Source organism: Pseudomonas sp. 21, assembly GCF_000955805.1.
Taxonomy (GTDB): Bacteria; Pseudomonadota; Gammaproteobacteria; order Pseudomonadales; family Pseudomonadaceae; genus Pseudomonas.
The window spans coordinates 666,870-690,080 of the sequence record NZ_JYOA01000003.1 but is presented as its reverse complement, the minus strand read 5'-3'; the positions used below and the strand labels follow the sequence as shown (position 1 = coordinate 690,080).

Below are 23,211 nucleotides of genomic sequence, written 5' to 3'. Positions count from 1 at the left end.
ACAGATCCGAGGGGCGATGACATGTATCAACGAGCGCCCCGACCAATCGAGCAAGGCTGAAAGAGAATTCCGACAAGGAGACGACATGGCGCTTCTCACCTTCATCGGCGCGATCCAGGAAGTCACCGGTTCCTGCTACCTGCTGGAAACCCGCGACGGCGTCCGCGTACTGCTCGAATGCGGGATGCGCCAGGGGCGCAGCGGCAACAAGGGCACCCGCGACAACGAGGCGACCAACCGCACGCCCTTCCCCTTCGATCCGAAGGAACTGGACGCCGTCGTCCTCTCGCACGCCCACCTGGACCACAGCGGACTGCTGCCGCGCCTGGCGAAGGAAGGCTACAAGGGGCCGATCTACGCCACCGAATCCTGCTGCGACCTGCTGGAGCTGATGCTGATGGACTCAGCGCACCTCCAGGAGAAGGACGCCGAGTGGGAGAACAAATGGCGCTCGCGCCTGGGCAAGCCGCCAGTGAAGCCGCTGTACACCGTCGAAGACGCTTCCCGAGCACTGAACCAGCGCCGCCGCGTCAGCTATGGCAGCACCGTGGACGTGGCTCGCGGCATCCGTGTGACCTTCCACAACGCCGGGCACATCCTCGGCTCGGCCATCGTCGAACTGGAAATCCATGAGTTCGGCTCGACCCGCCGCCTGGTGTTTTCCGGTGACCTGGGCAGCACCTGCTCACCGCTGATGCGCACACCGACGCCGCTGACCCGCGCCGACGTGGTGCTGCTGGAATCGACCTACGGCGACCGCGACCACCGCGACGCCAACGAAACCCTGCTGGAACTCGCCGGCATCCTGCAGCGGGCACAGAACGAGGGCGGCAACGTGTTGATCCCATCGTTCGCCGTGGGCCGCACCCAGGACCTGATCTACTACCTCGGGCGCTTCTACCAGGAAGGCCGCCTGCCACAGCAGGTCGTCTACCTCGACAGCCCGATGGCGGCCCGGGCCAACAACATCTACCTGCAGCACATCGGCGAGATCGCCGACGTCGACCGCGAGTACATGCGCGGCACCGGCACGGCGAAGGTCGGCGAATGGTTGCCAATCCTGCGCACCACCCAGAGCGCGGATGAGTCCATGGCACTGAACCGGATCAAGAGCGGCGCCATCATCATTGCCGGCAGCGGCATGTGCACCGGCGGGCGTATCGTCCACCACCTCAAGCACAACCTCTGGCGCGAGGAGTGCCATATCGTCTTCCCCGGCTTCCAGGCCAAGGGCACGCTGGGCCGCGCCATCGTCGACGGCGCGGAGACGGTGCGTATCCTGCGCCAGCGCATCAGCGTGAAAGCGCAGATCCATACCCTCGGCGGATTCTCCGCTCACGCAGGACAATCACAATTAATTCAGTGGGTTGGCCACTTCGAGAACAAACCCGAGCTATACCTGATACATGGCGAGCGGGAAAAGATGGATGTACTCAAGGGTGCACTCCAGGATCGCCTGAACTGGACGGCCAACATTCCGGAGCCCGGAGACCGGATCGCCATCTGAAACCGGGGCCTCACCGACTGTCACACCCCGCGTGCCAGACTCGGCAGGCCTCCTGCTGAACCCTGTGCGTGCGGCGAAGCGCCAATGCATGACCGCCAGAGCCACCTTGCGTGGCCGGCGCCGCCCATGGACAGGCGATCAGGGGTTGATGAACAAGGAGTATCAACATGCCCTATGAGCCCGACGACTACCTCTCCAGACACTTCCAGACCAGCGGCACCGACCTCGCACAGAAGATCGAGGAACTGGCCGAACTGGCCGCTCCCGGCAACAGCCAGAACCTGCCGCTATACCGCGAGATGCTCACCACCGTGGCCCGCATGGCCCAGGCCGACCGCAACCGCTGGGACGCCAAGATCATGCTGCAAACCCTGCGCGAGATGGAGCACGCCTTCAGCACCCTGGAGCAGTTCAAGCGTCGCCGCAAAGTCACGGTGTTCGGCTCTGCCCGTACTCCGTCCGACCACCCCGTCTACGCCTTGGCCCGCGAACTGGGCGAAACGCTCGCCCGCTACGACCTGATGGTCATCACCGGTGCCGGCGGCGGCATCATGGCCGCGGCCCACGAAGGCGCCGGGCTGGAAAACAGCCTTGGCTTCAATATCACCCTGCCCTTCGAGCAACACGCCAACCGCACCGTGGACGGCACCAGCAACCTGCTGTCCTTCCACTTCTTCTTCCTGCGCAAGTTGTTCTTCGTCAAGGAAGCCGATGCCCTGGTGCTCTGCCCGGGCGGCTTCGGCACGCTGGATGAAGCGCTGGAAGTGCTGACGCTGATCCAGACCGGCAAGAGCCCGCTGGTCCCGGTGGTCCTGCTCGACCAGCCAGGCGGGCACTACTGGGATCACGCCCTGGAGTTCATCAAGGAACAACTGGAGGACAACGGCTACATCCTGCCCAGCGACATGAACCTGATGACGCTGGTGCATACCGCCGAGGAAGCCGCCGAGGAAATCGCCCAGTTCTATAGCAACTTCCACTCCAGCCGCTGGCTCAAGGATCGCTTCGTGATCCGCCTGAACCACCCGCTGAGCGTACGCGCGCTGCAGTTGCTGGAGCGCGAGTTCGGCAACCTGTGCGTCACCGACGGTTTCCACCAGCAGCCCTACAGCGAATCGGAACTCGACGAGCCGGAATTTGCTCACCTGACTCGGCTGGCTTTTGCCTTCAACGGCCGTGACCAGGGGCGTCTGCGGGAACTGCTGAACTTCATCAACCAGCCGGAGAACTGGGAGCGCTGATTGCCAGGGCGCTTTCCAGAGCCAGGAAACAAAAAAGGCACCCGGTTGGGTGCCTTCCTTGTTCAATCATCTGATCGTCGACCGCTCAGGAGCCGGCTGATGGCTTCCATCGAGTAGCCCCGATAGCTCAGGAACCTGCCCTGCTGGGCTCGCTCGCGGGCATCCTGCGGCAGCCGGGCGAACTTGCGGCGCCAGACCTCACGCAGGTTTTCGTTCCAGTCGACATCCGACTCGCTCAGCGCGCCGTCGATCTCGCCACGGGGCAAACCGCGCTGCGACAGCTCCTCACGAATCCGCACCGGACCGTAACCGGCCCGCGCACGGCTGGCGATATAGCTTTCCAGATAGCGACTTTCATTGAGCAACCCCTCCTCGGCCAGACGGTCGAGGGCGGGGTCGATCAGATCCTGCGTGGCGCCGCGTTGCCGCAGCTTGCGCGAGAGCTCCGCCCGGCCATGCTCGCGCCTTGCCAGCAGGTCCATGGCGACCCGCCGCACCGCGACGGGGTTATCGAGCTCGACGGCCATCGCTATCAGTAGTCGGCTTCAGCTTCTGCTTCGGCTTCCGCCGCAGCGAGCTCGGCCTTGGTCGGCGGAGTCTGCTTGGACAGCAGTTGGTCACGGATAGCCTTGTCCAGGGTGGTGCAAACCTCGGCGTTGTCTTCCAGGAACTTGGCGGCGTTCGCCTTGCCCTGGCCGATCTTGCTGCCCTGGTAGCTGTACCAGGCGCCGGACTTCTCGATCAGGCCCAGCTGTACGCCCAGGTCGATGATCTCGCCGGTGCGGTAGATACCGCGGCCGTACATGATCTGGAATTCGGCCTGACGGAACGGCGGAGCGACCTTGTTCTTCACGACCTTGACGCGGGTTTCGCTGCCGACCACCTCGTCGCCTTCCTTCACCGCGCCGGTACGGCGGATGTCGAGACGGACGGAGGAGTAGAACTTCAGCGCGTTACCGCCGGTGGTGGTTTCCGGGTTGCCGAACATCACGCCGATCTTCATGCGGATCTGGTTGATGAAGATGACCAGGCAGTTGGCGTTCTTGATGTTGCCGGTGATCTTGCGCAGCGCCTGGGACATCAGGCGGGCCTGCAGGCCAACGTGCTGATCGCCCATCTCGCCTTCGATTTCGGCCTTGGGTACCAGGGCCGCCACGGAGTCGACGATGATCACGTCAACGGCATTGGAGCGCACCAGCATGTCGGTGATTTCCAGGGCCTGTTCGCCGGTGTCCGGCTGGGAAACCAGCAGATCGTCGACGTTGACGCCCAGCTTGCCGGCGTAGTCCGGGTCCAGGGCGTGTTCGGCGTCGACGAAGGCGCAGGTGGCGCCGACTTTCTGGGCCTGGGCGATGACCGACAGGGTCAGCGTGGTCTTGCCCGAGGATTCCGGACCGTAGATCTCGACGATACGGCCGCGCGGCAGGCCGCCGATGCCCAGTGCAATGTCCAGACCCAGCGAGCCGGTGGAGATGGCGGGGATTGCCTGGCGCTCATGATCGCCCATGCGCATGACCGCGCCTTTGCCGAATTGGCGTTCGATCTGTCCCAGGGCCGCGGCCAGGGCGCGCTTCTTGTTGTCGTCCATTGAAGTCCTCGCGAAGTCAGGCGGCCGGGCGGCCACGAACAACTGTATAAGTAGCCAGTATTATTCCACAGGGCAAGCCGCTCGCCTACCCCTGAATCGGATTTTCCCCGTCCGCCAGTCGCAACAGCCCTTCCAGAGCGGTCGCCACGGTTTGCCGGCGTACAGCTTCCCGATCACCGGCATACAGACGGCGTTCGCTGAACACCTGTCCACCTTTCCTCCAGGCCAGCCAGACGGTGCCCACCGGCTTCTCGGCAGAACCGCCGTCCGGCCCGGCAATACCGCTGACCGCCACGGCAATGTCCGCTCCACTGCGCGGCAAGGCACCCGCGACCATGGCCTCGACCACTTCCCGGCTCACCGCACCGACTTGTGTGAACAACTCGGCCGGCACATCCAGCTGACGGGTCTTCTGGTTGTTGGAATAAGTGACATAGCCCGCCTCGAACCAGGCCGAGCTGCCGGAGATACGCGTGATCGCTTCGGCAATGCCACCACCGGTACAGGATTCAGCCGTGGTGACGCGCAGTTGGTTGACGGCCAGACGCGCGCCAACTCGGGCCGAGAGTTCTGTAATAAAGGAATCGGTGACGGGCACAGTGCGCTCCGGGGTTAAAGAAGGCCAGGTGGATACCGTACACTAGGCGCTTTTGCATGTTGAAGCCGGACAGCCAGAAGCCATGAGTCAGAGCGACCTCTCCGCCCACACACCGATGATGCAGCAGTACTGGAGGCTGAAGAACCAGCACCCGGACCAACTGATGTTCTACCGCATGGGCGACTTCTACGAGCTGTTCTACGAGGACGCCAAGAAGGCCGCCAAGCTGCTGGACATCACACTGACCGCTCGGGGCCAGTCCGCCGGCAACTCCATTCCCATGGCCGGCATTCCCTTCCACTCCGCCGAAGGCTACCTGGCCAAGCTGGTGAAGCTCGGCGAATCGGTGGTGATCTGCGAACAGATCGGCGACCCGGCCACCAGCAAGGGCCCAGTGGAACGCCAGGTCGTGCGCATCCTCACTCCCGGTACCGTCAGCGACGAAGCGCTGCTCGACGAGCGTCGCGATAACCTGATCGCCGCCGTACTGGGTGACGAGCGCCTTTTCGGTCTGGCCGTGCTGGATATCACCAGCGGTCGCTTCAACGTCCAGGAAATAAAAGGCTGGGAAACCCTGCTGGCCGAACTGGAGCGCCTGAACCCCGCCGAGCTGCTGATCCCCGACGACTGGCCCCAGGGCCTGCCGGCGGAGAAACGCCGTGGCGCGCACCGCCGCGCGCCCTGGGACTTCGATCGCGACTCGGCGAAAAAGGGACTGTGCCAGCAGTTCGGCGTGCAGGATCTCAAGGGCTTCGGCTGCCAAGAACTGACCCTCGCCATTGGCGCCGCGGGCTGCCTGCTGACCTACGCCAAGGAAACCCAGCGCACCGCCCTGCCGCACCTGCGCAGCCTGCGTCACGAGCGGATCGACGACACCGTGATCCTCGATGGCGCCAGCCGCCGCAACCTGGAACTGGACACCAACCTCGCCGGCGGCCGCGACAACACGCTGCAGTCGGTAGTCGACCGTTGCCAGACCGCCATGGGTAGCCGCCTGCTGACCCGCTGGCTGAACCGCCCGCTGCGCGACCGAGCCGTGCTCGAAGCTCGCCAGGAGTCCATTGCCTGCCTGCTCGAGCGTTATCGCTTCGAAATTCTCCAGCCGCAGCTGAAGGAAATCGGTGACGTCGAACGAATTCTCGCCCGAATCGGCCTGCGCAATGCCCGCCCGCGCGACCTCGCCCGACTGCGCGACGCCCTCGCCGCCCTGCCGGAACTGCAGCATGGCATGACCGAGCTGGAGGCCCCGCATCTGGGCGAACTGGCCACCAGCATCCGCACCTACCCGGAACTAGCTGACCTGCTGGCCCGCGCCGTGATCGAGAACCCGCCGGCCGTCATCCGCGATGGCGGCGTCATCGCTCGTGGCTACGACGCCGAGCTGGACGAACTGCAGATGCTCAGCGAGAACGCCGGCCAGTACCTGATGGACCTGGAGACTCGCGAAAAAGCCCGTACCGGCCTGCCAAACCTGAAGGTCGGCTACAACCGCATCCACGGCTACTACATCGAACTGCCCCGCGTGCAAGCCGAACAGGCTCCGGCCGACTACATCCGACGCCAGACCCTGAAAGGCGCCGAGCGCTTCATCACGCCGGAGCTGAAGGCTTTCGAAGACAAGGCGCTGTCCGCCCAGAGCCGCGCTCTGGCTCGCGAGAAGCAGCTCTACGAAGAACTGCTGGAACTGCTGATTGGCCAGTTGGCGCCGCTCCAGGACACCGCTGCCGCCCTGGCCGAGCTGGACGTGCTGTCCAACCTCGCCGAGCGCGCGCTGAACCTCGACCTGAACCGCCCGCGCTTCGTCGAAGAGTCAGGCATTCGTATCGAGCAAGGCCGCCATCCGGTGGTCGAGCAGGTGCTGGATACTCCATTCGTCGCCAACGACCTGAACCTCGACGAAGACACCCGCATGCTGGTGATTACCGGCCCTAACATGGGCGGTAAATCGACCTATATGCGGCAAACTGCGCTGATCGTGCTACTTGCGCACATCGGCAGTTTCGTCCCGGCCGCGCGCTGCGAACTGTCCCTGGTGGACCGCATCTTCACCCGGATCGGCTCCTCCGACGACCTCGCCGGCGGCCGTTCCACCTTCATGGTGGAGATGAGCGAAACCGCAAACATCCTGCACAACGCCAGCGACCGCAGCCTGGTGCTGATGGACGAAGTGGGCCGCGGCACCAGCACCTTCGACGGCCTGTCGCTGGCCTGGTCCGCCGCCGAACACCTGGCCAAACTGCGCGCCTTTACCCTGTTCGCGACTCACTATTTCGAGCTGACCGTGCTGCCCGAAAGCGAACCGGCAGTGGCCAACGTTCACCTGAACGCCACCGAGCACAACGAGCGCATCGTGTTCCTGCACCACGTACTGCCCGGCCCTGCCAGCCAGAGCTATGGCCTGGCGGTTGCGCAATTAGCCGGCGTGCCGGGTGCGGTAATTCAGCGCGCCCGCGAGCATCTGTCGCGCCTGGAAACCACCAGCCTGCCCCATGAAGCACCGCGTTCGACCGACCCGAAAAGCCCGGCGCCACTGCAAAGCGACCTGTTCGCCAGCCTGCCGCACCCGATCGTCGAAGAGCTGATGCGTGTCAGCCCCGATGACCTGACGCCGCGTCAAGCTCTCGAATTGTTATATGCATGGAAGATGCGGGTCTGACGGACCGCTGGACAAGCTGCTAGAATCGCGCGCGCTTAGCCGCCCGCCTGAGGAGAAAATTAGAAATGACCTTCGTCGTCACCGACAACTGCATCAAGTGCAAATACACCGACTGCGTGGAAGTATGCCCGGTGGACTGCTTCTACGAAGGCCCGAACTTCCTGGTCATCCACCCGGATGAGTGCATCGACTGCGCCCTGTGCGAACCGGAGTGCCCGGCACAGGCGATCTTCTCCGAGGACGAGGTCCCGGATGGCATGCAGGAGTTCATCGAGCTGAACAAGGATCTGGCCGATGTATGGCCGAACATCACCGAGAAGAAGGATTCCCTGCCGGACGCCGAAGAGTGGGACGGCAAGCCGAACAAGATGCAGTATCTGGAGCGCTGATTTCCAGCACCTGCAGAAATAGAAAAGGCCCGCCTAGCGCGGGCCTTTTTGCATCCGGGGCTTCACTTTTCTGTGGGCAAAAAAAAGGGGCGGGATAACCCGCCCACTCTTTCTTCCCTTCTTCATCATCCCGATGAACCGCATCCTGCGGTGGATCCTGACCGACATCCTTACCGGCCTGCGTCTTTCCGTGTACGCAGGAGTGATATTACCCACCTGCCGGATCGCGGCAACTGGGACACTTCCGCACATCTACCGCCTGCAGTGCCCCACCAATGAAACAAAATTCTTACAAAACAATAAGATACGAAAATTCGACGTCAGAGCTGGCGGCACTTCAAGCTGAACGCTCACACATTGTGTAAGCGAATGCTTACATCGCGATGCATAAAAAAGCCCGGAATCATCCGGGCTTCTTCGTTGTCGACCTGGGCGCTACTGGAACAGTGCGTCGCTCGACAGGCCGTTCTTCTCGAGGATTTCGCGCAGACGCTTGAGAGCCTCGACCTGAATCTGCCGAACCCGCTCGCGGGTCAGGCCGATTTCCTGGCCAACTTCCTCCAGGGTGCTGCTTTCATGGCCGCGCAGGCCGAAGCGGCGAATCACCACCTCGCGCTGCTTGTCGGTCAGTTCCGACAGCCATAGGTCGATACTCTCGCTGAGGTCGTCGTCCTGCAGCAGTTCACAGGGATCGGTGGGGCGGTCGTCGGTCAGGGTATCGAGCAGGGTCTTGTCCGAATCCGGGCCGAGGGAAACATCCACCGAAGTGACCCGCTCGTTCAGACCGAGCATCCGCTTGACCTCTTCCACCGGCTTCTCGAGCAGGTTGGCAATTTCCTCGGGCGACGGCTCATGGTCCAGTTTGTGGGTCAGCTCGCGAGCGGCCCGCAGGTAGACATTGAGCTCCTTCACCACGTGGATCGGCAAACGGATAGTGCGGGTCTGATTCATGATGGCCCGTTCGATGGTCTGACGAATCCACCAGGTCGCATAGGTGGAGAAGCGGAAGCCACGCTCAGGGTCGAATTTCTCCACCGCGCGGATCAGCCCGAGGTTGCCCTCTTCGATCAGGTCGAGCAGGGAAAGGCCGCGGTTGACGTAACGTCGCGCGATCTTCACCACCAGACGCAAGTTGCTTTCGATCATTCGCCGCCGACCGGCCGGGTCGCCCTTCTGCGCGAGACGCGCGAAATGGACTTCCTCTTCCGGAGTCAGGAGCGGCGAGAAACCGATTTCGTTCAGATACAGCTGGGTCGCGTCGAGCGCGCGGCTGTAGTCGATGTGCTTGTGTTGCTTGAGAGACGAAAGTGAGGTGGCTTTAGGAGTGACTCGAAGCGATACCTGCTCTTCGGCAAATGACTCTTCGAGGATGATGCCAGGCTCCAGCAGGAGCACTTCATCATCGACGTCAAACTCCGGCCCTTCTTTTTTAAGTGCCATGTCGTTATCCCTTGCTGAGTTCGACAACAAGCCCAGGTGCTTCCTTATCCTTAGGACACCTAGGCCCGCTCACCCACGCAGGGGAACAGCAAGCATCAACGACTTGGCAGGTATTGCAGCGGATCTACAGGTTTACCCTGGCGGCGAATCTCGAAGTGCAGCTTCACCCGGTCGGTCCCTGTGGAGCCCATCTCGGCAATGTTCTGCCCGACTTTGACCTGTTGCCCTTCCCGCACCAGCAACCTGCGGTTGTGACCGTAGGCGCTTACGTAGGTATCGCTGTGCTTGATGATCACGAGTTCGCCGTAGCCCCGCAAACCACTACCGGCGTACACCACCGTGCCATTAGACGCAGCCAGGACAGGCTGGCCCAATTGCCCGCCTATATCAATCCCTTTATTCAAACTGCCGTTTGATGCAAAACGCCCAATAAGAGTGCCATTGGTTGGCCATATCCACCCCCCCGGAGCGCCCCCTGCGACCGCCGGAGTTCCGCCGCTCACGGGTGGCTGCGCGGGAATCGTGACGGCAGGCGTGGTCGGTTTGCTGGCGGTCGCCGGGGTAGATGTCGGTTTGTTGACGACCACCGGCGCGACAGGCGTCGTATTTTTTGCGACAGACGGTGCTGTCGACGAGCCACCATCGAAGCGGATGGTTTGACCGGGGCGAATGGTGTACGGCGCAGAGATGTTGTTGCGCGCGGCCAGGGCTTTCCAGTCCCAGCCGTAGCGGAAGGCGATGGAGTACAGCGTGTCACCGCGACGCACCAGATACTGCCCACTGGTGACAGCCGGCTTCTGCTGGGCGTTGCGATCAACCACGGTCGTGGTGCTGCGCGAAGTCGAAGAACAGGCCGCCAGCAGAGAGCAGACGGCAATGGCCACCACAGCGTGGCCCAGGCCCTTGATCCAGTTCCGTTGACACAGGGTCGCTGTCAAGCTCACCCATCCCCCTTATCCATGAATTGACATCCAGCCTCACTGGCCGGCAGTTACCGCAGCCTCGACCGGCTTGCTCTCAGCCTAGCGGACCGTTGAGCAGCGGGACGAAGCGTACGGAATCCAGCACCTGACGCTGGAAGCCGTCCTCGGTGCGGACGATCAGCATCAATTGCTGCACCTCGCCGCCGCCGACCGGAATCACCAGCCGCCCCCCAGGCGCCAGCTGGTCCAGCAGCGCCTGCGGGACCTCGGCCGCCGCTGCGGTGACGATGATGCCGTTGTAAGGCGCCAGGGCGGGCCAGCCTTCCCAGCCATCGCCCCAACGAAAGACAACATTTCTCAGGTTTAGCTCCGCAAGTCGCTCCTTGGCGCGATCCTGCAGGGCCTGGATGCGCTCGACGGAGAACACCCGCTCCACCAGTTGCGACAGCACGGCGGTCTGGTAGCCGGAGCCGGTGCCGATCTCCAGCACCTTGTCCAGCGGGCCGGCGGCCAGCAGCAACTCGGTCATCCGCGCCACCATGAAGGGCTGCGAGATGGTCTGGTTGTGCCCGATGGGCAGCGCGGTGTCTTCGTAGGCGCGGTGCGACAGCGCCTCATCGACGAACAGGTGGCGCGGTGTGCGACGGATCACTTCCAGCACGTGGGCGTTGGACAGGCCCTCTTCGTACAGACGCTGGATCAGACGCTCGCGGGTCCGCTGGGAGGTCATGCCGATGCCGCCGCGGCGGGACAATTCATTGGCCATGGTCGAGCCCTCCGAGCCAGTCGCCAAGGACATTGAACGCTTCCCGGTAGGTCCGGTCCATCTGCAGCGGCGTGATCGACACGTAACCCTGCAGGACCGCGTGGAAATCAGTGCCCTCGCCGCCATCCTCGGCATCGCCGGCAGCGGCGATCCAGTAGCCTTCCTTGCCGCGCGGGTTGACCACCTTGACCGGCGGCTTCGCGCGGGCGCGATGGCCCAGGCGAGTCAGCTGGATGCCCTTGATGCGCTCCAGCGGCAGGTTGGGAATGTTCACGTTGAGCACGGTGCGCGGCGGCAGGTCGAGCTTCTCGTGGGACTCCACCAGCAGGCGGGCGAAGTGCATCGCGGCCGGCAGGTTGTCCGTCAGGCGCGAGCACAGCGAGAAGGCGAAGGCCGGACGCGACAGGAAGCGTCCTTCCAGGGCCGCTGCCACGGTGCCCGAATAGAGCACGTCGTCGCCCAGGTTGGCGCCGAGGTTGATTCCCGAGACGACCATCTCCGGCACCTCTTCGAGCAGGCCGTTGAGGCCCAGGTGCACGCAGTCGGTCGGGGTGCCGTTGAGGCTGATGAATCCATTGCCCAGGCGATGGGGATGCAGCGGCCGATCCAGCGTCAGCGAACTACTCGCTCCGCTACGATCGGCTTCCGGGGCGATCACGATGCAGTCCGCATAGTCGGACAGCGCGTCGTGAAGCGCGGCGATACCGGGTGCAGTGACCCCGTCGTCGTTGGCAATCAATATGCGCATGGGCTTTCCGTCTGCCCTGCCGGCACGAGGTCGATCAGCTCGCGCACTACCACGGTGGCGAAGCAGCCAGCCGGCAGGACGAATTCCAGTTGCAGAATGTCAGGGGCGGGATAATGCCATGTAAGGCCCGGGATGGGGAGGCGCAGAATGCGCCGTTCGTGCGCCATGTCCGCACTGGCGAGCCACTGGCAAAGCGCCATCTCCGCCTGCTGCACGCTGCTTTCGATCTCTCCGGGCTGGTTCGCAGCCGGTGAATCTCCCTCGCCCCACATCGGGCCGGTGGGGTGCAGGTCGAGCGCGGCGAGACGCGGGTCGGAACATTCCGCTTCGCCGGCAGGGAAGAAGCTGCGGCTGTCGGTGAACGCCAGCAGGTCACCGACCAGCGCCTGGTTCCAGGTGCCTTCGGCCACCCGGCGAGCCAGCACCTGGTTGAAGACATAGCTGCGCGCCGCCGAGAGCAGGCGCGAGCGCATGTTGCGATGTTCCGGCAACTTGCCACGCTCGGCGAAGCCACGGGCGTCGAAGACGTTGCCGCCACCATGGCCGAAGCGCTGGGTGCCGAAGTAATTCGGTACGCCTTGGGCCAGGATGGCCTTCAGGCGCGCTTCAAGCTGCTCGCGGTCCGCCTGCAACTCGGTCAGGCGCAGGGTGAAACCGTTGGCCGAATGCGCGCCGCGCTGCAGTTTGCGGCGATGGCGGTTGCGCTCGAGAATGCGCAGGGTGTCGTCCTCGGCGGCGGCCAGGTCCGGATCGGACTTGCCCGGCAGGTGCAGGCTGAACCACTGGCGGGTCAGCGCCTGGCGGTCCTTGAGGCCGGCGTAGCTGATCATCTTCACCGGGACGCCGGCGGCACGCGCGAGACGGCGCGCCGCTTCCTCGGTGTTCAGGCCGCGTTTCTCCACCCACAGCCACAGATGCTCGCCATCACCCGAGAGCGGAATATCCAGCACTTCGTCGACCTGGAAGTCCTCGGCCACTGCCTTGAGCACAGCCTGCCCGCATGCGTCGCCATGGGCGCGCGGGCCCAGCAGTTCCAACTCGGTCATGCGCGCCCCAGCAAAGCGACGGCGTGGACCGCAATGCCCTCTTCACGACCGGTGAAGCCAAGCTTCTCGGTGGTGGTGGCCTTGACGTTGACCTGGTCCAGTTCGACCTTCAGGTCGGCAGCGATGGTCTCGCGCATGTTCTGGATGTGCGGCGCCATCTTCGGCGCCTGGGCGATGATGGTGGTGTCGACGTTTTCCACCTTCCAGCCCTTGGCTTCCACCAGGCTCAGCACGTGGCGCAACAGCGCGCGACTGTCGGCCCCCTTGAACTGCGGGTCGGTATCAGGGAAGTGCTTGCCGATATCGCCCAGCGCGCAGGCGCCCAGCAAGGCATCGGAAAGCGCGTGCAACAGCACGTCGCCGTCGGAGTGGGCAACGAGCCCGAACTTGTGGGGAATACGCACGCCGCCAAGGGTAATGAAGTCTCCCTCGCCGAAGCGGTGCACGTCGTAGCCATGTCCGATACGCATGAAAAAACGCCCTGTTGATGTCAGGGCGTCGATTCTACCGGATCACTGCGCTCAGGGTCTCAGCCGCAGAGCGCCGCGGCATGGTGGCGCAGGTGATCTTCGATGAAGCTCGCAATGAAGTAGTAGCTGTGGTCGTAGCCGGGCTGCAGCCGCAGGTCCAGCGGATGACCAGCCGCAGCAGCCGCCTCGCGCAGCGCTTCGGGCTTGAGTTGCACGGCGAGGAAATCGTCGCGCTCGCCCTGGTCCACCAGGATCGGCAGGCGCTCGCTGGCGTTGGCCAGCAACTCCACCGCGTCCCACTCGCGCCACGCCACCGGGTCTTCGCCGAGGAAGCGACCCAGCGCCTTCTGTCCCCAGGGACAATCGCTCGGGTGGGTGATGGGGGCAAAGGCGGACAGCGACAGGTAGCGCCCCGGATTGCGCAGGGCGCAGACCAGCGCGCCGTGGCCGCCCATGGAATGCCCGCTGATGCCGCGTTTGCGGGAGACCGGGAAATTCGCTTCGATCAGCGCTGGCAACTCCTGCACCACGTAATCGTGCATCCGGTAATGGCGCGCCCAGGGCTCCTGGGTGGCGTTGACGTAGAAACCGGCGCCGAGGCCGAAGTCCCAGGCGCCATCCGGGTCGCCCGGCACTTCCGGGCCGCGCGGGCTGGTGTCCGGCGCAACGATGACAATCCCCAGCTCGGCGGCCACGCGCTGTGCACCGGCCTTCTGCATGAAGTTCTCGTCGGTGCAGGTCAGGCCGGACAGCCAGTACAGCACCGGCAGGCCCGCCTCGGGCTCGGCCTGCGGCGGCAGGTAGACCGCAAAGACCATCTCGCAGCCGAGCGTCTCGGAGCGATGGCGATAGCGTTGATGCCAGCCGCCAAAGCTCTTCTGGCTGCTGATCAGTTCGATGGAATCCGTCATGGAGCCTCCTGTGGGACCGGGCGCACAAGGCGCCCGGCGGTTCGATCAGTAGTGGATGACCGAGCGGATGCTCTTGCCTTCATGCATCAGGTCGAAGGCCTCGTTGATCTTCTCCAGGCCCATGGTGTGGGTGATGAAGGTATCCAGCGGGATCTCGCCCTTCTGCGCCTTCTCCACGTAGCTCGGCAGCTCGGTGCGGCCTTTCACGCCGCCGAAGGCCGAACCGCGCCAGACACGACCGGTGACCAGCTGGAACGGACGGGTGCTGATTTCCTGGCCGGCACCGGCAACGCCGATGATGGTGGATTCGCCCCAGCCCTTGTGGCAGCACTCCAGCGCCGCACGCATCAGCTGGACGTTGCCTACGCATTCGAAGGAATAGTCCACACCGCCGTCGGTCATTTCGACAATCACTTCCTGGATCGGCTTCTGGTGATCCTTCGGATTGACGAAGTCGGTGGCGCCCAGTTCCTTGGCGATATCGAACTTCGCCGGGTTGATGTCCACCGCGATGATGCGCGAGGCCTTGGCCATCTTCGCGCCGATGATCGCCGCCAGGCCAATGCCGCCCAGGCCGAAGATGGCGACGGTAGCGCCCTCCTCCACCTTGGCGCTGTTGAGCACGGCGCCAATGCCGGTGGTCACGCCGCAACCGAGCAGGCAAACCTTCTCCAGCGGGGCCTCTTGAGGAATCTTCGCTAGGGAGATTTCCGGCAGCACGGTGTACTCGGAGAAAGTCGAGCAGCCCATGTAGTGGTAGATCGGCTCGCCCTTGTAGGAGAAGCGGCTGGTGCCATCGGGCATCAGGCCCTTGCCCTGGGTAGCACGCACGGCCTGGCAGAGATTGGTCTTGCCGGATTTGCAGAATTTGCACTCGCGGCATTCGGCGGTGTACAGCGGGATGACATGGTCGCCCACTTTCAGCGAGGTCACGCCCTCACCCACTGCTTCGACGATGCCGCCACCTTCGTGACCCAGGATGCACGGGAATACGCCCTCGGAATCCTGGCCGGACAGGGTGTAGGCGTCGGTGTGGCAGACGCCGGTGGCGACGATGCGCACCAGGACTTCACCCTTCTGCGGCGGCGCCACATCGACTTCGACGATTTCCAACGGCTTGTTGGGGGCGAAGGCAACGGCAGCACGGGACTTGATCATCTGGAAACTCCTGAACGAAGGAAACGACAACGCCCGCCTGGGGCGGACGGGTTCGGCGCGGCGGCCGAGAAACCGGGACGGGCCGGAGCCCCGTCGGGGAACAGTCGGGGCGGTCGACGAAAAGTGCGCCCCAAAGCCTTGGAAGTGTAGAAAACCTCCTTTCAGGGAATAATCAGGCAATAATCAAAACATTATTGCCATACAGGGATAATCCGCATGCACCGCTGGGAAGGACTGGACGAATTCGTTGCCGTCGCCGAAACCGGTCAGTTCACCGCCGCCGCCGAGCGCCTGGGCGTATCGTCGTCCCACGTCAGCCGCCAGGTCGCGCGGCTGGAGGAGCGCCTGCAGACCCGTCTGCTCTACCGTAACACCCGCAAGGTGACGCTCAGCGAAGCCGGGCAGACTTTCCTGCAGCATTGCCGGCGCCTGCAGGACGCGCGCGAGGAAGCACTGCGCGCGGTCAGCGACCTGTCCGCCGAACCCAAGGGCTTGCTGCGCATGACTTGCGCGGTGGCCTATGGCGAGCGCTTCGTGGTGCCGCTGGTGAACGAGTTCATGGCGCAGTTTCCACAACTGCGGGTGGAGATCGAGCTGTCCAACCGCCAGCTCGACCTGCTCCACGAAGGCTTCGACCTGGCAATCCGCCTCGGCCGCCTGAGCGATTCACGGCTGGTGGCAACCCGCCTGGCGCCGCGTGTGATGTATCTCTGCGCTACGCCGGACTACCTGGCCCGCCACGGCGCACCACAGAGCGTCGCCGAACTGGCGCAGCACAACTGCCTGGTGGGCAGCAGCGACCAGTGGAGCTTCCTGGAAGACGGCCGCGAGACCCAGCACCGGGTGCAGGGCAACTGGCGCTGCAATAGCGGGCAGGCGGTGCTCGATGCGGCACTGCGCGGCTTCGGCCTGTGCCAATTGCCCGACTACTACGTGCTGGAGCACCTGCGCAGCGGTCGTCTGATTTCCCTGCTTGAGGCCCACCAACCACCCAACACCGGGGTCTGGGCGCTCTATCCACAGCAGCGGCACCTGTCGCCCAAGGTGCGGCAATTGGTGGACCATCTGAAGGAAGGTTTGCAGCACCTGCAGCCTGCTTAGGACCTTTCTCCCTTGTCTTGCGGCAAGTACCGACGGCTTCGATTGGCTAAAATGGGCGGTTTCCCACCGACAGTTTCAAGGACGACAGCATGTCTGCCCTTTCCAGCTTCCGCGAACGCTACCTGCTGCGTTTCTGGTCCCCCCTGCCGACCCTGGTCGCGCTGGGCGTCATCTCCGCCTACTACTTCGCCATGACCGGCACCTTCTGGGCCGTCACCGGCGAGTTCACCCGCTGGGGCGGCCACGTGCTGTCCTGGTTCGGCCTGCAACCGCAGGAATGGAGCTATTTCAAGATCATCGGCCTGCAGGGCACGCCGCTGGATCGCATCGATGGTGTGATGATCATCGGCATGTTCCTCGGCGCGCTGGCCTGTGCGCTCTGGGCCGGCAACGTCAGCCTGCGCTGGCCGACCAGCAAGCGCCGCTTGCTGCAGGGCCTGATCGGCGGGGTGATCGCCGGCTTCGGCGCGCGCCTGGCGATGGGTTGTAACCTCGCCGCCTTCTTCACCGGCATCCCGATGTTCTCCGTGCACGCCTGGGCCTTCATGTTCTCCACGGTGCTCGGCGCCTGGTTCGGCGTGAAGATCAGCCTGCTGCCCTTCCTGCGCATTCCCTTGAAGGTCGGCGGCAAGGCGGCAGCACTGCCGAGCGCCGAAGCCCTGGCCCGCCGCGCCAAGCTGCAATGGCGACTGGGCATGGGCGTCCTGGCGCTCGCCGCGCTGTTCGCCGCCTGGCGTTTCGAGGTCTCGCTGGTGCTGGGCATGGCCTGCCTGTTCGGCCTGCTGTTCGGTGGCCTGATCGAACGCGCGCAGATCTGCTTCACCAGCGCCGCCCGCGACCTCTGGACCACCGGCCGCACCCAGGCCGCACTCGGTATCCTGCTGGGCATGGCCGCTGCCTGTATCGGCACCTTCGCGGCGATCCACAACGGCCTGCCGCCGAAGATTTTCTGGATGGGACCGAACGCCGTGATCGGTGGCGTGCTGTTCGGCATCGGCATCGTGCTGGCCGGCGGCTGCGAGACCGGCTGGATGTATCGCTCGATGGAAGGCCAGGTGCATTTCTGGGTGGTCGGCGTCGGCAACGTGATCGGCGGCACCCTGGTCGCCGTTTTCTGGGACCAACTGGGCACCAGCCTCGCGCTGCCTTATCCCAAGCTCAACCTGCTGCAGGAGTTCGGCCCCGGCGGCGGCCTGCTGATCACTTTCGCCGGCCTCGCGCTGTGCATGCTGCTGGTGCAGCTCAACGCGCAACGCTTCACTCGTAGACGGAAAACCAACGATGTCCGAAACCAAGACGCCGACGCTGTCGCTTGACCTGCGCGGCGAACACTGCCCGTACAACGCCATCGCCACCCTGGAAACCCTGGAGACGCTCAAGCCGGGCGATCTGCTGGAGGTGGTCACCGACTGCTCGCAATCGGTGCATGGCATTCCGGAGGACACCCAGCGCCATGGTTACCATTGCCTGGCGGTTGAACAGCATGGGGCGCTGTTCCGCTTCCTGATCGAAGTGCCGCTGTTGGGCTGAGGCTGCTTTTGTAGGAGCGGACTCCGTCCGCGATGAGCCCGAATCGCGCCGGAAGCCAATCGCGGACACAGTCCGCTCCTACGGTCCAGTCCGGCGCGCAGCCTGTAGAGGCCGGATATGCCGCGAACGGTCAAGTGCCGGCCAGCAGGAATCAGTGCTTGGCGAAGTTGCGCTGCAGGCGCTGCAGGTCTTCCGGAGTGGTGACCTTGATGTTGTCCACCCGCCCTTCCACCATGCGCGGCGCATAGCCCGCCCATTCCATGGCAGACGCCTCGTCGGTGATGGCCGCATCAGCCACCAGCGCATCGGCGAGCGCGCGATGCAGGGCGCCGAGGCGGAACATCTGCGGGGTGTAGGCCTGCCAGACCACGCTGCGATCGATGGTTTCGACCACGCGGCCGTCAGCGCCAACGCGCTTCAGGGTATCCCGCGCGGGTACGCCAAGCAGGCCACCCACGGCGTCGAACTCCAGCTCGCCCAGGAGGCGATCCAGGTCCGTGCGGGCCAGGTTCGGGCGAGCAGCGTCATGCACCAGTACCCAGTCGTCCGGCGTCGCGCCCAGCTCGGTCAGACGCAGCAGGCCGTTGAGCACGGAATCGGCGCGCTCGCGGCCACCATCGGCGCGCTGGATCAGCTCATTGGAAGCACTGGGCAGGGTCGGCCACCAGGGATCGTCGGCGGCCAGGCACACCACGAGGCCCTTCAGCCGGGGATGGCCGAGGAAACAGTCGAGGGTGCGCTCGAGAATGCTGCGACCGGCAAGGTCGAGGTATTGCTTGGGGCGGTCGGCGCGCATCCGCGAACCGATGCCGGCGGCCGGGATGACGGCCCAGAAGGCGGGAGTGGTCATTGCGCGAGCTGGTAGAGGGTTTCCTTGTCCTTGACCATGCCGAGTTCGTGGCGCGCACGTTCCTCGACGGTCTCGGTGCCTTTCTTGAGCTCGGCGACTTCCGCCTCGAGGATGCGATTACGCTCGAGCAGGCGCTCGTTCTCGCCCTGCTGGTCGGCGATCTGCTTCTGCAGGTCGCGCACCTGCGCCAGGCTGCCATCACCCACCCACAGGCGATACTGCAGGCCGGCCAGCGCCAGGATCAGCACAACGAACAGCCAGTAAGGGCTACGTAACCTCAAACCATCAGCTCCCTATACGCAAAGGGGTGGCTCCTGCCACCCCTTCACCGTACCAGACTCGGATCAGCCGCGGAATTCCGCGCGACCACGGTACGGCGCCTTGGCGCCCAGCTGCTCTTCGATGCGCAGCAGCTGGTTGTACTTGGAAACGCGGTCGGAGCGGCAGAGGGAACCGGTCTTGATCTGACCAGCGGCAGTGCCGACGGCCAGGTCAGCGATGGTGCTGTCCTCGGTTTCGCCCGAACGGTGCGAGATCACGGCGGTGAAGCCGGCGGCCTTGGCCATCTGGATGGCTTCCAGGGTCTCGGTCAGCGAGCCGATCTGGTTGAACTTGATCAGGATCGAGTTGCCGATCTTCTCGTCGATACCGCGCTTGAGGATCTTGGTGTTGGTCACGAACAGGTCGTCGCCGACCAGTTGCACCTTCTCGCCGATCTTGTCGGTCAGGACTTTCCAGCCAGCCCAGTCGGACTCGTCCATGCCGTCTTCGATGGAGATGATCGGGTAGCGCTGGGTCAGGCCGGCCAGGTAGTCGGCGAAACCTTCGGCGCTGAATACCTTGCCTTCACCTTCCAGGTCGTACTGGCCTTCCTTGAAGAACTCGGAGGAGGCGCAATCCAGGGCCAGGGTCACGTCGTCGCCCAGCTTGTAGCCGGCGTTGGCGACGGCCTCGGCGATGGCAGCCAGCGCGTCTTCGTTGGAAGCCAGGTTCGGCGCGAAGCCACCTTCGTCACCCACGGCGGTGTTCAGACCACGGGCCTTCAGCACGGCTTTGAGGTGATGGAAGATTTCGGCACCCATGCGCAGCGCGTCGGCGAAGTTCTTGGCGCCAACCGGCTGAACCATGAACTCCTGGATGTCGACGTTGTTATCGGCGTGCTCGCCGCCGTTGATGATGTTCATCATCGGAACCGGCATGGAGTACTGGCCCGGGGTGCCGTTCAGGTCGGCGATGTGCGCGTACAGCGGCACACCCTTGGCCTGGGCAGCGGCCTTGGCGGCGGCCAGGGAGACGGCCAGGATGGCGTTGGCGCCCAGCTTGCCTTTGTTCTCGGTGCCGTCCAGGTCGATCATCGCCTGATCCAGGCCTTTCTGGTCAGCCGCGTCCTTGCCCAGCAGCAGGTCGCGGATCGGGCCATTGATGTTGGCCACGGCTTTCAGCACGCCCTTGCCCAGGTAACGGCTCTTGTCGCCATCGCGCAGTTCGAGAGCCTCGCGGGAACCGGTGGATGCACCGGACGGGGCGCAAGCGCTGCCGACGATGCCGTTGTCCAGGATCACGTCCGCTTCAACGGTCGGGTTGCCGCGGGAGTCCAGGACCTCACGGCCCTTGATGTCGACGATCTTTGCCATTCTTGATAACACTCCGAAGATAGAGATAAACGGGGCGGCTGGTGAGACATCAGAAGCGGCTCAATGGCCTGCCGTGCTCAGCGCGGCAGGCATCGAGCCGATTCTCAGGCAGTCTCGATAGTGGGGAAACTCTTGACCAGGTCGTCCAGCTGCTTGAGCTGGGACAGGAAAGGCTCGAGCTTGTTCAGGCGCAGGGCGCACGGACCGTCGCACTTGGCGTTCTCGGGGTCCGGATGGGCCTCCAGGAACAGGCCGGCGAGGCCCTGGCTCATGCCGGCCTTGGCCAGGTCGGTGACCTGGGCGCGGCGGCCGCCGGCGGAATCGGCGCGACCACCCGGCATCTGCAGGGCATGGGTCACGTCGAAGAACACCGGGTACTCGAACTGCTTCATGATGCCGAAGCCGAGCATGTCCACCACCAGGTTGTTGTACCCGAAGGAGGAGCCACGCTCGCAGAGGATCAACTGGTCGTTACCCGCTTCCTCGCACTTGCGCAGGATGTGTTTCATCTCCTGCGGTGCAAGGAACTGGGCCTTCTTGATGTTGATCACCGCGTTGGTCTTGGCCATGGCCACGACCAGGTCGGTCTGCCGGGACAGGAAGGCCGGCAGTTGGATGATGTCGCAGACCTCGGCCACCGGAGCGGCCTGGTAGGGCTCGTGCACGTCAGTGATGACCGGCACCTTGAAGGTCTTCTTGATCTCTTCGAAGATCTTCAGCCCCTCTTCCATGCCCGGACCACGGAACGAGGTGATCGAGGAACGGTTGGCCTTGTCGAAGCTGGCCTTGAACACGTAGGGGATACCGAGCTTCTCGGTGACCTTCACGTACTCTTCGCAGACCTGCATCGCCAGGTCGCGCGACTCCAGCACGTTCATGCCGCCAAACAGCACGAACGGCAGGTCGTTGCCGATCTGGATATCACCGACGCGGATGATCTTCTGGGTCATGTTCAGGCTTTCCCGGCTTGTTTCAGGGCGGCATTGACGAAGCCGCTGAACAGCGGGTGGCCATCACGCGGGGTGGAGGTGAATTCCGGGTGGAACTGGCAGGCGACGAACCACGGATGATCCGGAGCCTCGACCACTTCGACCAGCGCGCCGTCGCCAGAGCGGCCGGAGATCTTCAGGCCGGCGGCTTCCAGTTGCGGACGCAGGTTGTTGTTCACTTCGTAGCGGTGACGGTGACGCTCGACGATCACTTCCTTGCCGTAGCAATCGTGCACCAGGGTGCCGGCCGACAGCAGGCATTCCTGGGCGCCCAGGCGCATGGTGCCGCCCAGGTCGGAAGCTTCGGTGCGCACCTCGGTGGCGCCGGTGGCGTCCTGCCATTCGGTGATCAGGCCGACGACCGGGTGGCCGCTGGACTTGTCGAACTCGGTGGAGTTGGCATCGGTCCAGCCCAGCACGTTGCGGGCGTACTCGATGACGGCCACCTGCATGCCCAGGCAGATGCCCAGGTACGGAACCTTGTTCTCACGGGCGTACTGCACGGCGGTGATCTTGCCTTCCACGCCGCGCAGGCCGAAGCCGCCCGGAACCAGGATGGCGTCGGCGCCTTCGAGCAGGCTGGTGCCCTGCTGCTCGATGTCCTCGGAGTCGATGTAGCGCAGGTTGACCTTGGTGCGGCTCTGGATGCCGGCGTGGGTCATGGCTTCGATCAGCGACTTGTAGGCGTCGAGCAGTTCCATGTACTTGCCGACCATGGCGATGGTGACTTCACGCTCGGGGTTGAGCTTGGCGTCGACCACGCGGTCCCATTCGGACAGGTCGGCCGGGCCGCACTCCAGGCCGAAGCGCTCGACGACCAGGTCGTCCACGCCCTGGGCATGCAGCACCGACGGAATGCGGTAGATGGTGTCGACGTCTTCCAGCGAGATGACCGCGCGCTCTTCCACGTTGGTGAAGAGGGCGATCTTGCGGCGGGAGGACACGTCCACCGGATGGTCGGAGCGGCAGATCAGGATGTCCGGCTGCAGGCCGATGGAGCGCAGTTCCTTCACCGAGTGCTGGGTCGGCTTGGTCTTGGTCTCGCCAGCAGTGGCGATGTACGGGACCAGCGTCAGGTGCATCAGCATGGCACGGCGCGAACCGATCTCCACACGCAGCTGGCGGATGGCCTCGAGGAAGGGTTGCGATTCGATATCACCGACGGTGCCGCCGACTTCAACCAGGGCCACGTCGGCATCGCCGGCGCCCTTGATGATGCGACGCTTGATTTCGTCGGTGATGTGCGGGATCACCTGCACGGTGGCGCCCAGATAATCACCGCGGCGTTCCTTGCGGAGCACGTCCATGTAGACGCGGCCGGTGGTGAAGTTGTTGTTCTGGGTCATCGTGGTACGAACGAAACGCTCGTAGTGGCCCAGATCGAGGTCGGTCTCAGCGCCGTCGTGGGTGACAAACACCTCACCGTGCTGGAACGGGCTCATGGTGCCCGGATCGACGTTGATGTAGGGGTCCAGCTTGAGCATCGTGATCTTCAGGCCACGCGCTTCCAGAATGGCAGCCAAGGAAGCCGAGGCGATGCCTTTCCCCAATGAAGAAACAACACCACCCGTGACGAAGATGTAGCGCGTCATGAAAAGCCCTGAATGTCAGCGTTTAGGCGGCTCGGCCGCCGGGGAAGCGAAGGTGTCGGGTACAAGACCCAGCT

General features: G+C 64.1%; 23 protein-coding genes. 7 read left to right on the top strand and 16 right to left on the bottom strand.

Annotated features, from left to right (window positions below; genetic code table 11):
• The first annotated feature begins 85 nt into the window (after positions 1-85).
• Together UB43_RS08780 and UB43_RS08775 are read left to right on the top strand one after the other, a co-directional pair.
• The gene (locus UB43_RS08780) at positions 86-1,507 is read left to right on the top strand and encodes an MBL fold metallo-hydrolase RNA specificity domain-containing protein (RefSeq protein ID WP_045210036.1); all 1,422 of its coding nucleotides are present in this window, start codon (positions 86-88) and stop codon (positions 1,505-1,507) included.
• A gap of 167 nt (positions 1,508-1,674) precedes the next feature.
• The gene (locus tag UB43_RS08775) at positions 1,675-2,748 is read left to right on the top strand and encodes an LOG family protein (RefSeq protein WP_045210035.1); all 1,074 of its coding nucleotides are present in this window, start codon (positions 1,675-1,677) and stop codon (positions 2,746-2,748) included.
• Between the two features lie 62 nt (positions 2,749-2,810).
• Here UB43_RS08775 and recX read toward each other — a convergent pair whose 3' ends face one another.
• The 3 genes from recX to UB43_RS08760 all read right to left on the bottom strand — a co-directional run bounded on the left by recX (position 2,811) and on the right by UB43_RS08760 (position 4,934).
• The gene (recX, locus tag UB43_RS08770; RefSeq protein ID WP_017518009.1) at positions 2,811-3,275 is read right to left on the bottom strand and encodes a recombination regulator RecX; all 465 of its coding nucleotides are present in this window, start codon (positions 3,273-3,275) and stop codon (positions 2,811-2,813) included.
• 5 nt (positions 3,276-3,280) lie between these two features.
• On the bottom strand, positions 3,281-4,336 hold the full coding sequence (recA, locus tag UB43_RS08765) for a recombinase RecA (protein WP_045210034.1): 1,056 nt from the start codon (positions 4,334-4,336) through the stop codon (positions 3,281-3,283).
• An 85-nt stretch (positions 4,337-4,421) separates the two neighbouring features.
• Positions 4,422-4,934 (bottom strand): CinA family protein, encoded by a 513-nt coding sequence (locus UB43_RS08760; protein WP_045210033.1) that lies wholly within the window; start codon positions 4,932-4,934, stop codon positions 4,422-4,424.
• Between the two features lie 82 nt (positions 4,935-5,016).
• On the opposite strand from UB43_RS08760, the gene mutS reads away from it, so the two are divergent.
• Together mutS and fdxA are read left to right on the top strand one after the other, a co-directional pair.
• Positions 5,017-7,590 (top strand): DNA mismatch repair protein MutS, encoded by a 2,574-nt coding sequence (gene mutS, locus UB43_RS08755; protein ID WP_177329781.1) that lies wholly within the window; start codon positions 5,017-5,019, stop codon positions 7,588-7,590.
• Positions 7,591-7,655: 65 nt separating this feature from the next.
• On the top strand, positions 7,656-7,979 hold the full coding sequence (fdxA, locus tag UB43_RS08750; protein ID WP_015476292.1) for a ferredoxin FdxA: 324 nt from the start codon (positions 7,656-7,658) through the stop codon (positions 7,977-7,979).
• A 435-nt stretch (positions 7,980-8,414) separates the two neighbouring features.
• Here fdxA and rpoS read toward each other — a convergent pair whose 3' ends face one another.
• The 8 genes from rpoS to UB43_RS08710 all read right to left on the bottom strand — a co-directional run bounded on the left by rpoS (position 8,415) and on the right by UB43_RS08710 (position 15,441).
• On the bottom strand, positions 8,415-9,419 hold the full coding sequence (gene rpoS, locus UB43_RS08745) for an RNA polymerase sigma factor RpoS (RefSeq protein ID WP_045210031.1): 1,005 nt from the start codon (positions 9,417-9,419) through the stop codon (positions 8,415-8,417).
• A 95-nt stretch (positions 9,420-9,514) separates the two neighbouring features.
• Positions 9,515-10,363: a peptidoglycan DD-metalloendopeptidase family protein gene (locus UB43_RS08740; protein ID WP_082085806.1), complete on the bottom strand. Its 849-nt coding sequence runs from the start codon at positions 10,361-10,363 to the stop codon at positions 9,515-9,517.
• Positions 10,364-10,436: 73 nt separating this feature from the next.
• The gene (locus UB43_RS08735; protein WP_088418250.1) at positions 10,437-11,072 is read right to left on the bottom strand and encodes a protein-L-isoaspartate(D-aspartate) O-methyltransferase; all 636 of its coding nucleotides are present in this window, start codon (positions 11,070-11,072) and stop codon (positions 10,437-10,439) included.
• Between the two features lie 25 nt (positions 11,073-11,097).
• Complete coding sequence (surE, locus tag UB43_RS08730) at positions 11,098-11,856, bottom strand: 5'/3'-nucleotidase SurE (RefSeq protein ID WP_045210030.1); 759 nt, start codon at positions 11,854-11,856, stop codon at positions 11,098-11,100.
• Entirely contained in the window at positions 11,844-12,902 is a 1,059-nt protein-coding gene (gene truD, locus UB43_RS08725; protein WP_045210029.1) for a tRNA pseudouridine(13) synthase TruD, read from the bottom strand. Before truD ends, surE begins: the two co-directional genes overlap by 13 nt.
• Entirely contained in the window at positions 12,899-13,372 is a 474-nt protein-coding gene (gene ispF / locus UB43_RS08720; RefSeq protein WP_024766061.1) for a 2-C-methyl-D-erythritol 2,4-cyclodiphosphate synthase, read from the bottom strand. The genes truD and ispF overlap by 4 nt, the downstream gene beginning before the upstream one ends.
• 59 nt (positions 13,373-13,431) lie before the next feature.
• Positions 13,432-14,283 (bottom strand): S-formylglutathione hydrolase, encoded by an 852-nt coding sequence (gene fghA, locus UB43_RS08715; protein ID WP_045210027.1) that lies wholly within the window; start codon positions 14,281-14,283, stop codon positions 13,432-13,434.
• A gap of 45 nt (positions 14,284-14,328) precedes the next feature.
• On the bottom strand, positions 14,329-15,441 hold the full coding sequence (locus UB43_RS08710; protein ID WP_045210026.1) for an S-(hydroxymethyl)glutathione dehydrogenase/class III alcohol dehydrogenase: 1,113 nt from the start codon (positions 15,439-15,441) through the stop codon (positions 14,329-14,331).
• A 216-nt stretch (positions 15,442-15,657) separates the two neighbouring features.
• Between UB43_RS08710 and UB43_RS08705 the strand changes: the two genes are divergently transcribed.
• The 3 genes from UB43_RS08705 to yedF all read left to right on the top strand — a co-directional run bounded on the left by UB43_RS08705 (position 15,658) and on the right by yedF (position 18,072).
• Positions 15,658-16,542: a LysR substrate-binding domain-containing protein gene (locus tag UB43_RS08705; protein WP_045210025.1), complete on the top strand. Its 885-nt coding sequence runs from the start codon at positions 15,658-15,660 to the stop codon at positions 16,540-16,542.
• Between the two features lie 89 nt (positions 16,543-16,631).
• The gene (gene yedE / locus UB43_RS08700; RefSeq protein WP_045210024.1) at positions 16,632-17,858 is read left to right on the top strand and encodes a selenium metabolism membrane protein YedE/FdhT; all 1,227 of its coding nucleotides are present in this window, start codon (positions 16,632-16,634) and stop codon (positions 17,856-17,858) included.
• Positions 17,824-18,072: a sulfurtransferase-like selenium metabolism protein YedF gene (gene yedF, locus UB43_RS08695; RefSeq protein WP_045210023.1), complete on the top strand. Its 249-nt coding sequence runs from the start codon at positions 17,824-17,826 to the stop codon at positions 18,070-18,072. Before yedE ends, yedF begins: the two co-directional genes overlap by 35 nt.
• 151 nt (positions 18,073-18,223) lie before the next feature.
• Here yedF and ispD read toward each other — a convergent pair whose 3' ends face one another.
• The 5 genes from ispD to UB43_RS08670 all read right to left on the bottom strand — a co-directional run bounded on the left by ispD (position 18,224) and on the right by UB43_RS08670 (position 23,137).
• A complete protein-coding gene (gene ispD, locus UB43_RS08690; RefSeq protein WP_045210021.1) occupies positions 18,224-18,922 on the bottom strand; it encodes a 2-C-methyl-D-erythritol 4-phosphate cytidylyltransferase in 699 nt (232 codons plus the stop codon).
• Positions 18,919-19,203, bottom strand: coding sequence for a cell division protein FtsB (ftsB, locus tag UB43_RS08685; protein WP_017521200.1), 285 nt, complete (start codon positions 19,201-19,203; stop codon positions 18,919-18,921). Before ftsB ends, ispD begins: the two co-directional genes overlap by 4 nt.
• Before the next feature lie 63 nt (positions 19,204-19,266).
• Positions 19,267-20,556 (bottom strand): phosphopyruvate hydratase, encoded by a 1,290-nt coding sequence (eno, locus tag UB43_RS08680; RefSeq protein WP_045210019.1) that lies wholly within the window; start codon positions 20,554-20,556, stop codon positions 19,267-19,269.
• 104 nt (positions 20,557-20,660) lie between these two features.
• A complete protein-coding gene (gene kdsA, locus UB43_RS08675; RefSeq protein WP_045210018.1) occupies positions 20,661-21,506 on the bottom strand; it encodes a 3-deoxy-8-phosphooctulonate synthase in 846 nt (281 codons plus the stop codon).
• A 2-nt stretch (positions 21,507-21,508) separates the two neighbouring features.
• Entirely contained in the window at positions 21,509-23,137 is a 1,629-nt protein-coding gene (locus tag UB43_RS08670; RefSeq protein ID WP_024766069.1) for a CTP synthase, read from the bottom strand.
• Positions 23,138-23,211 lie beyond the last annotated feature (74 nt).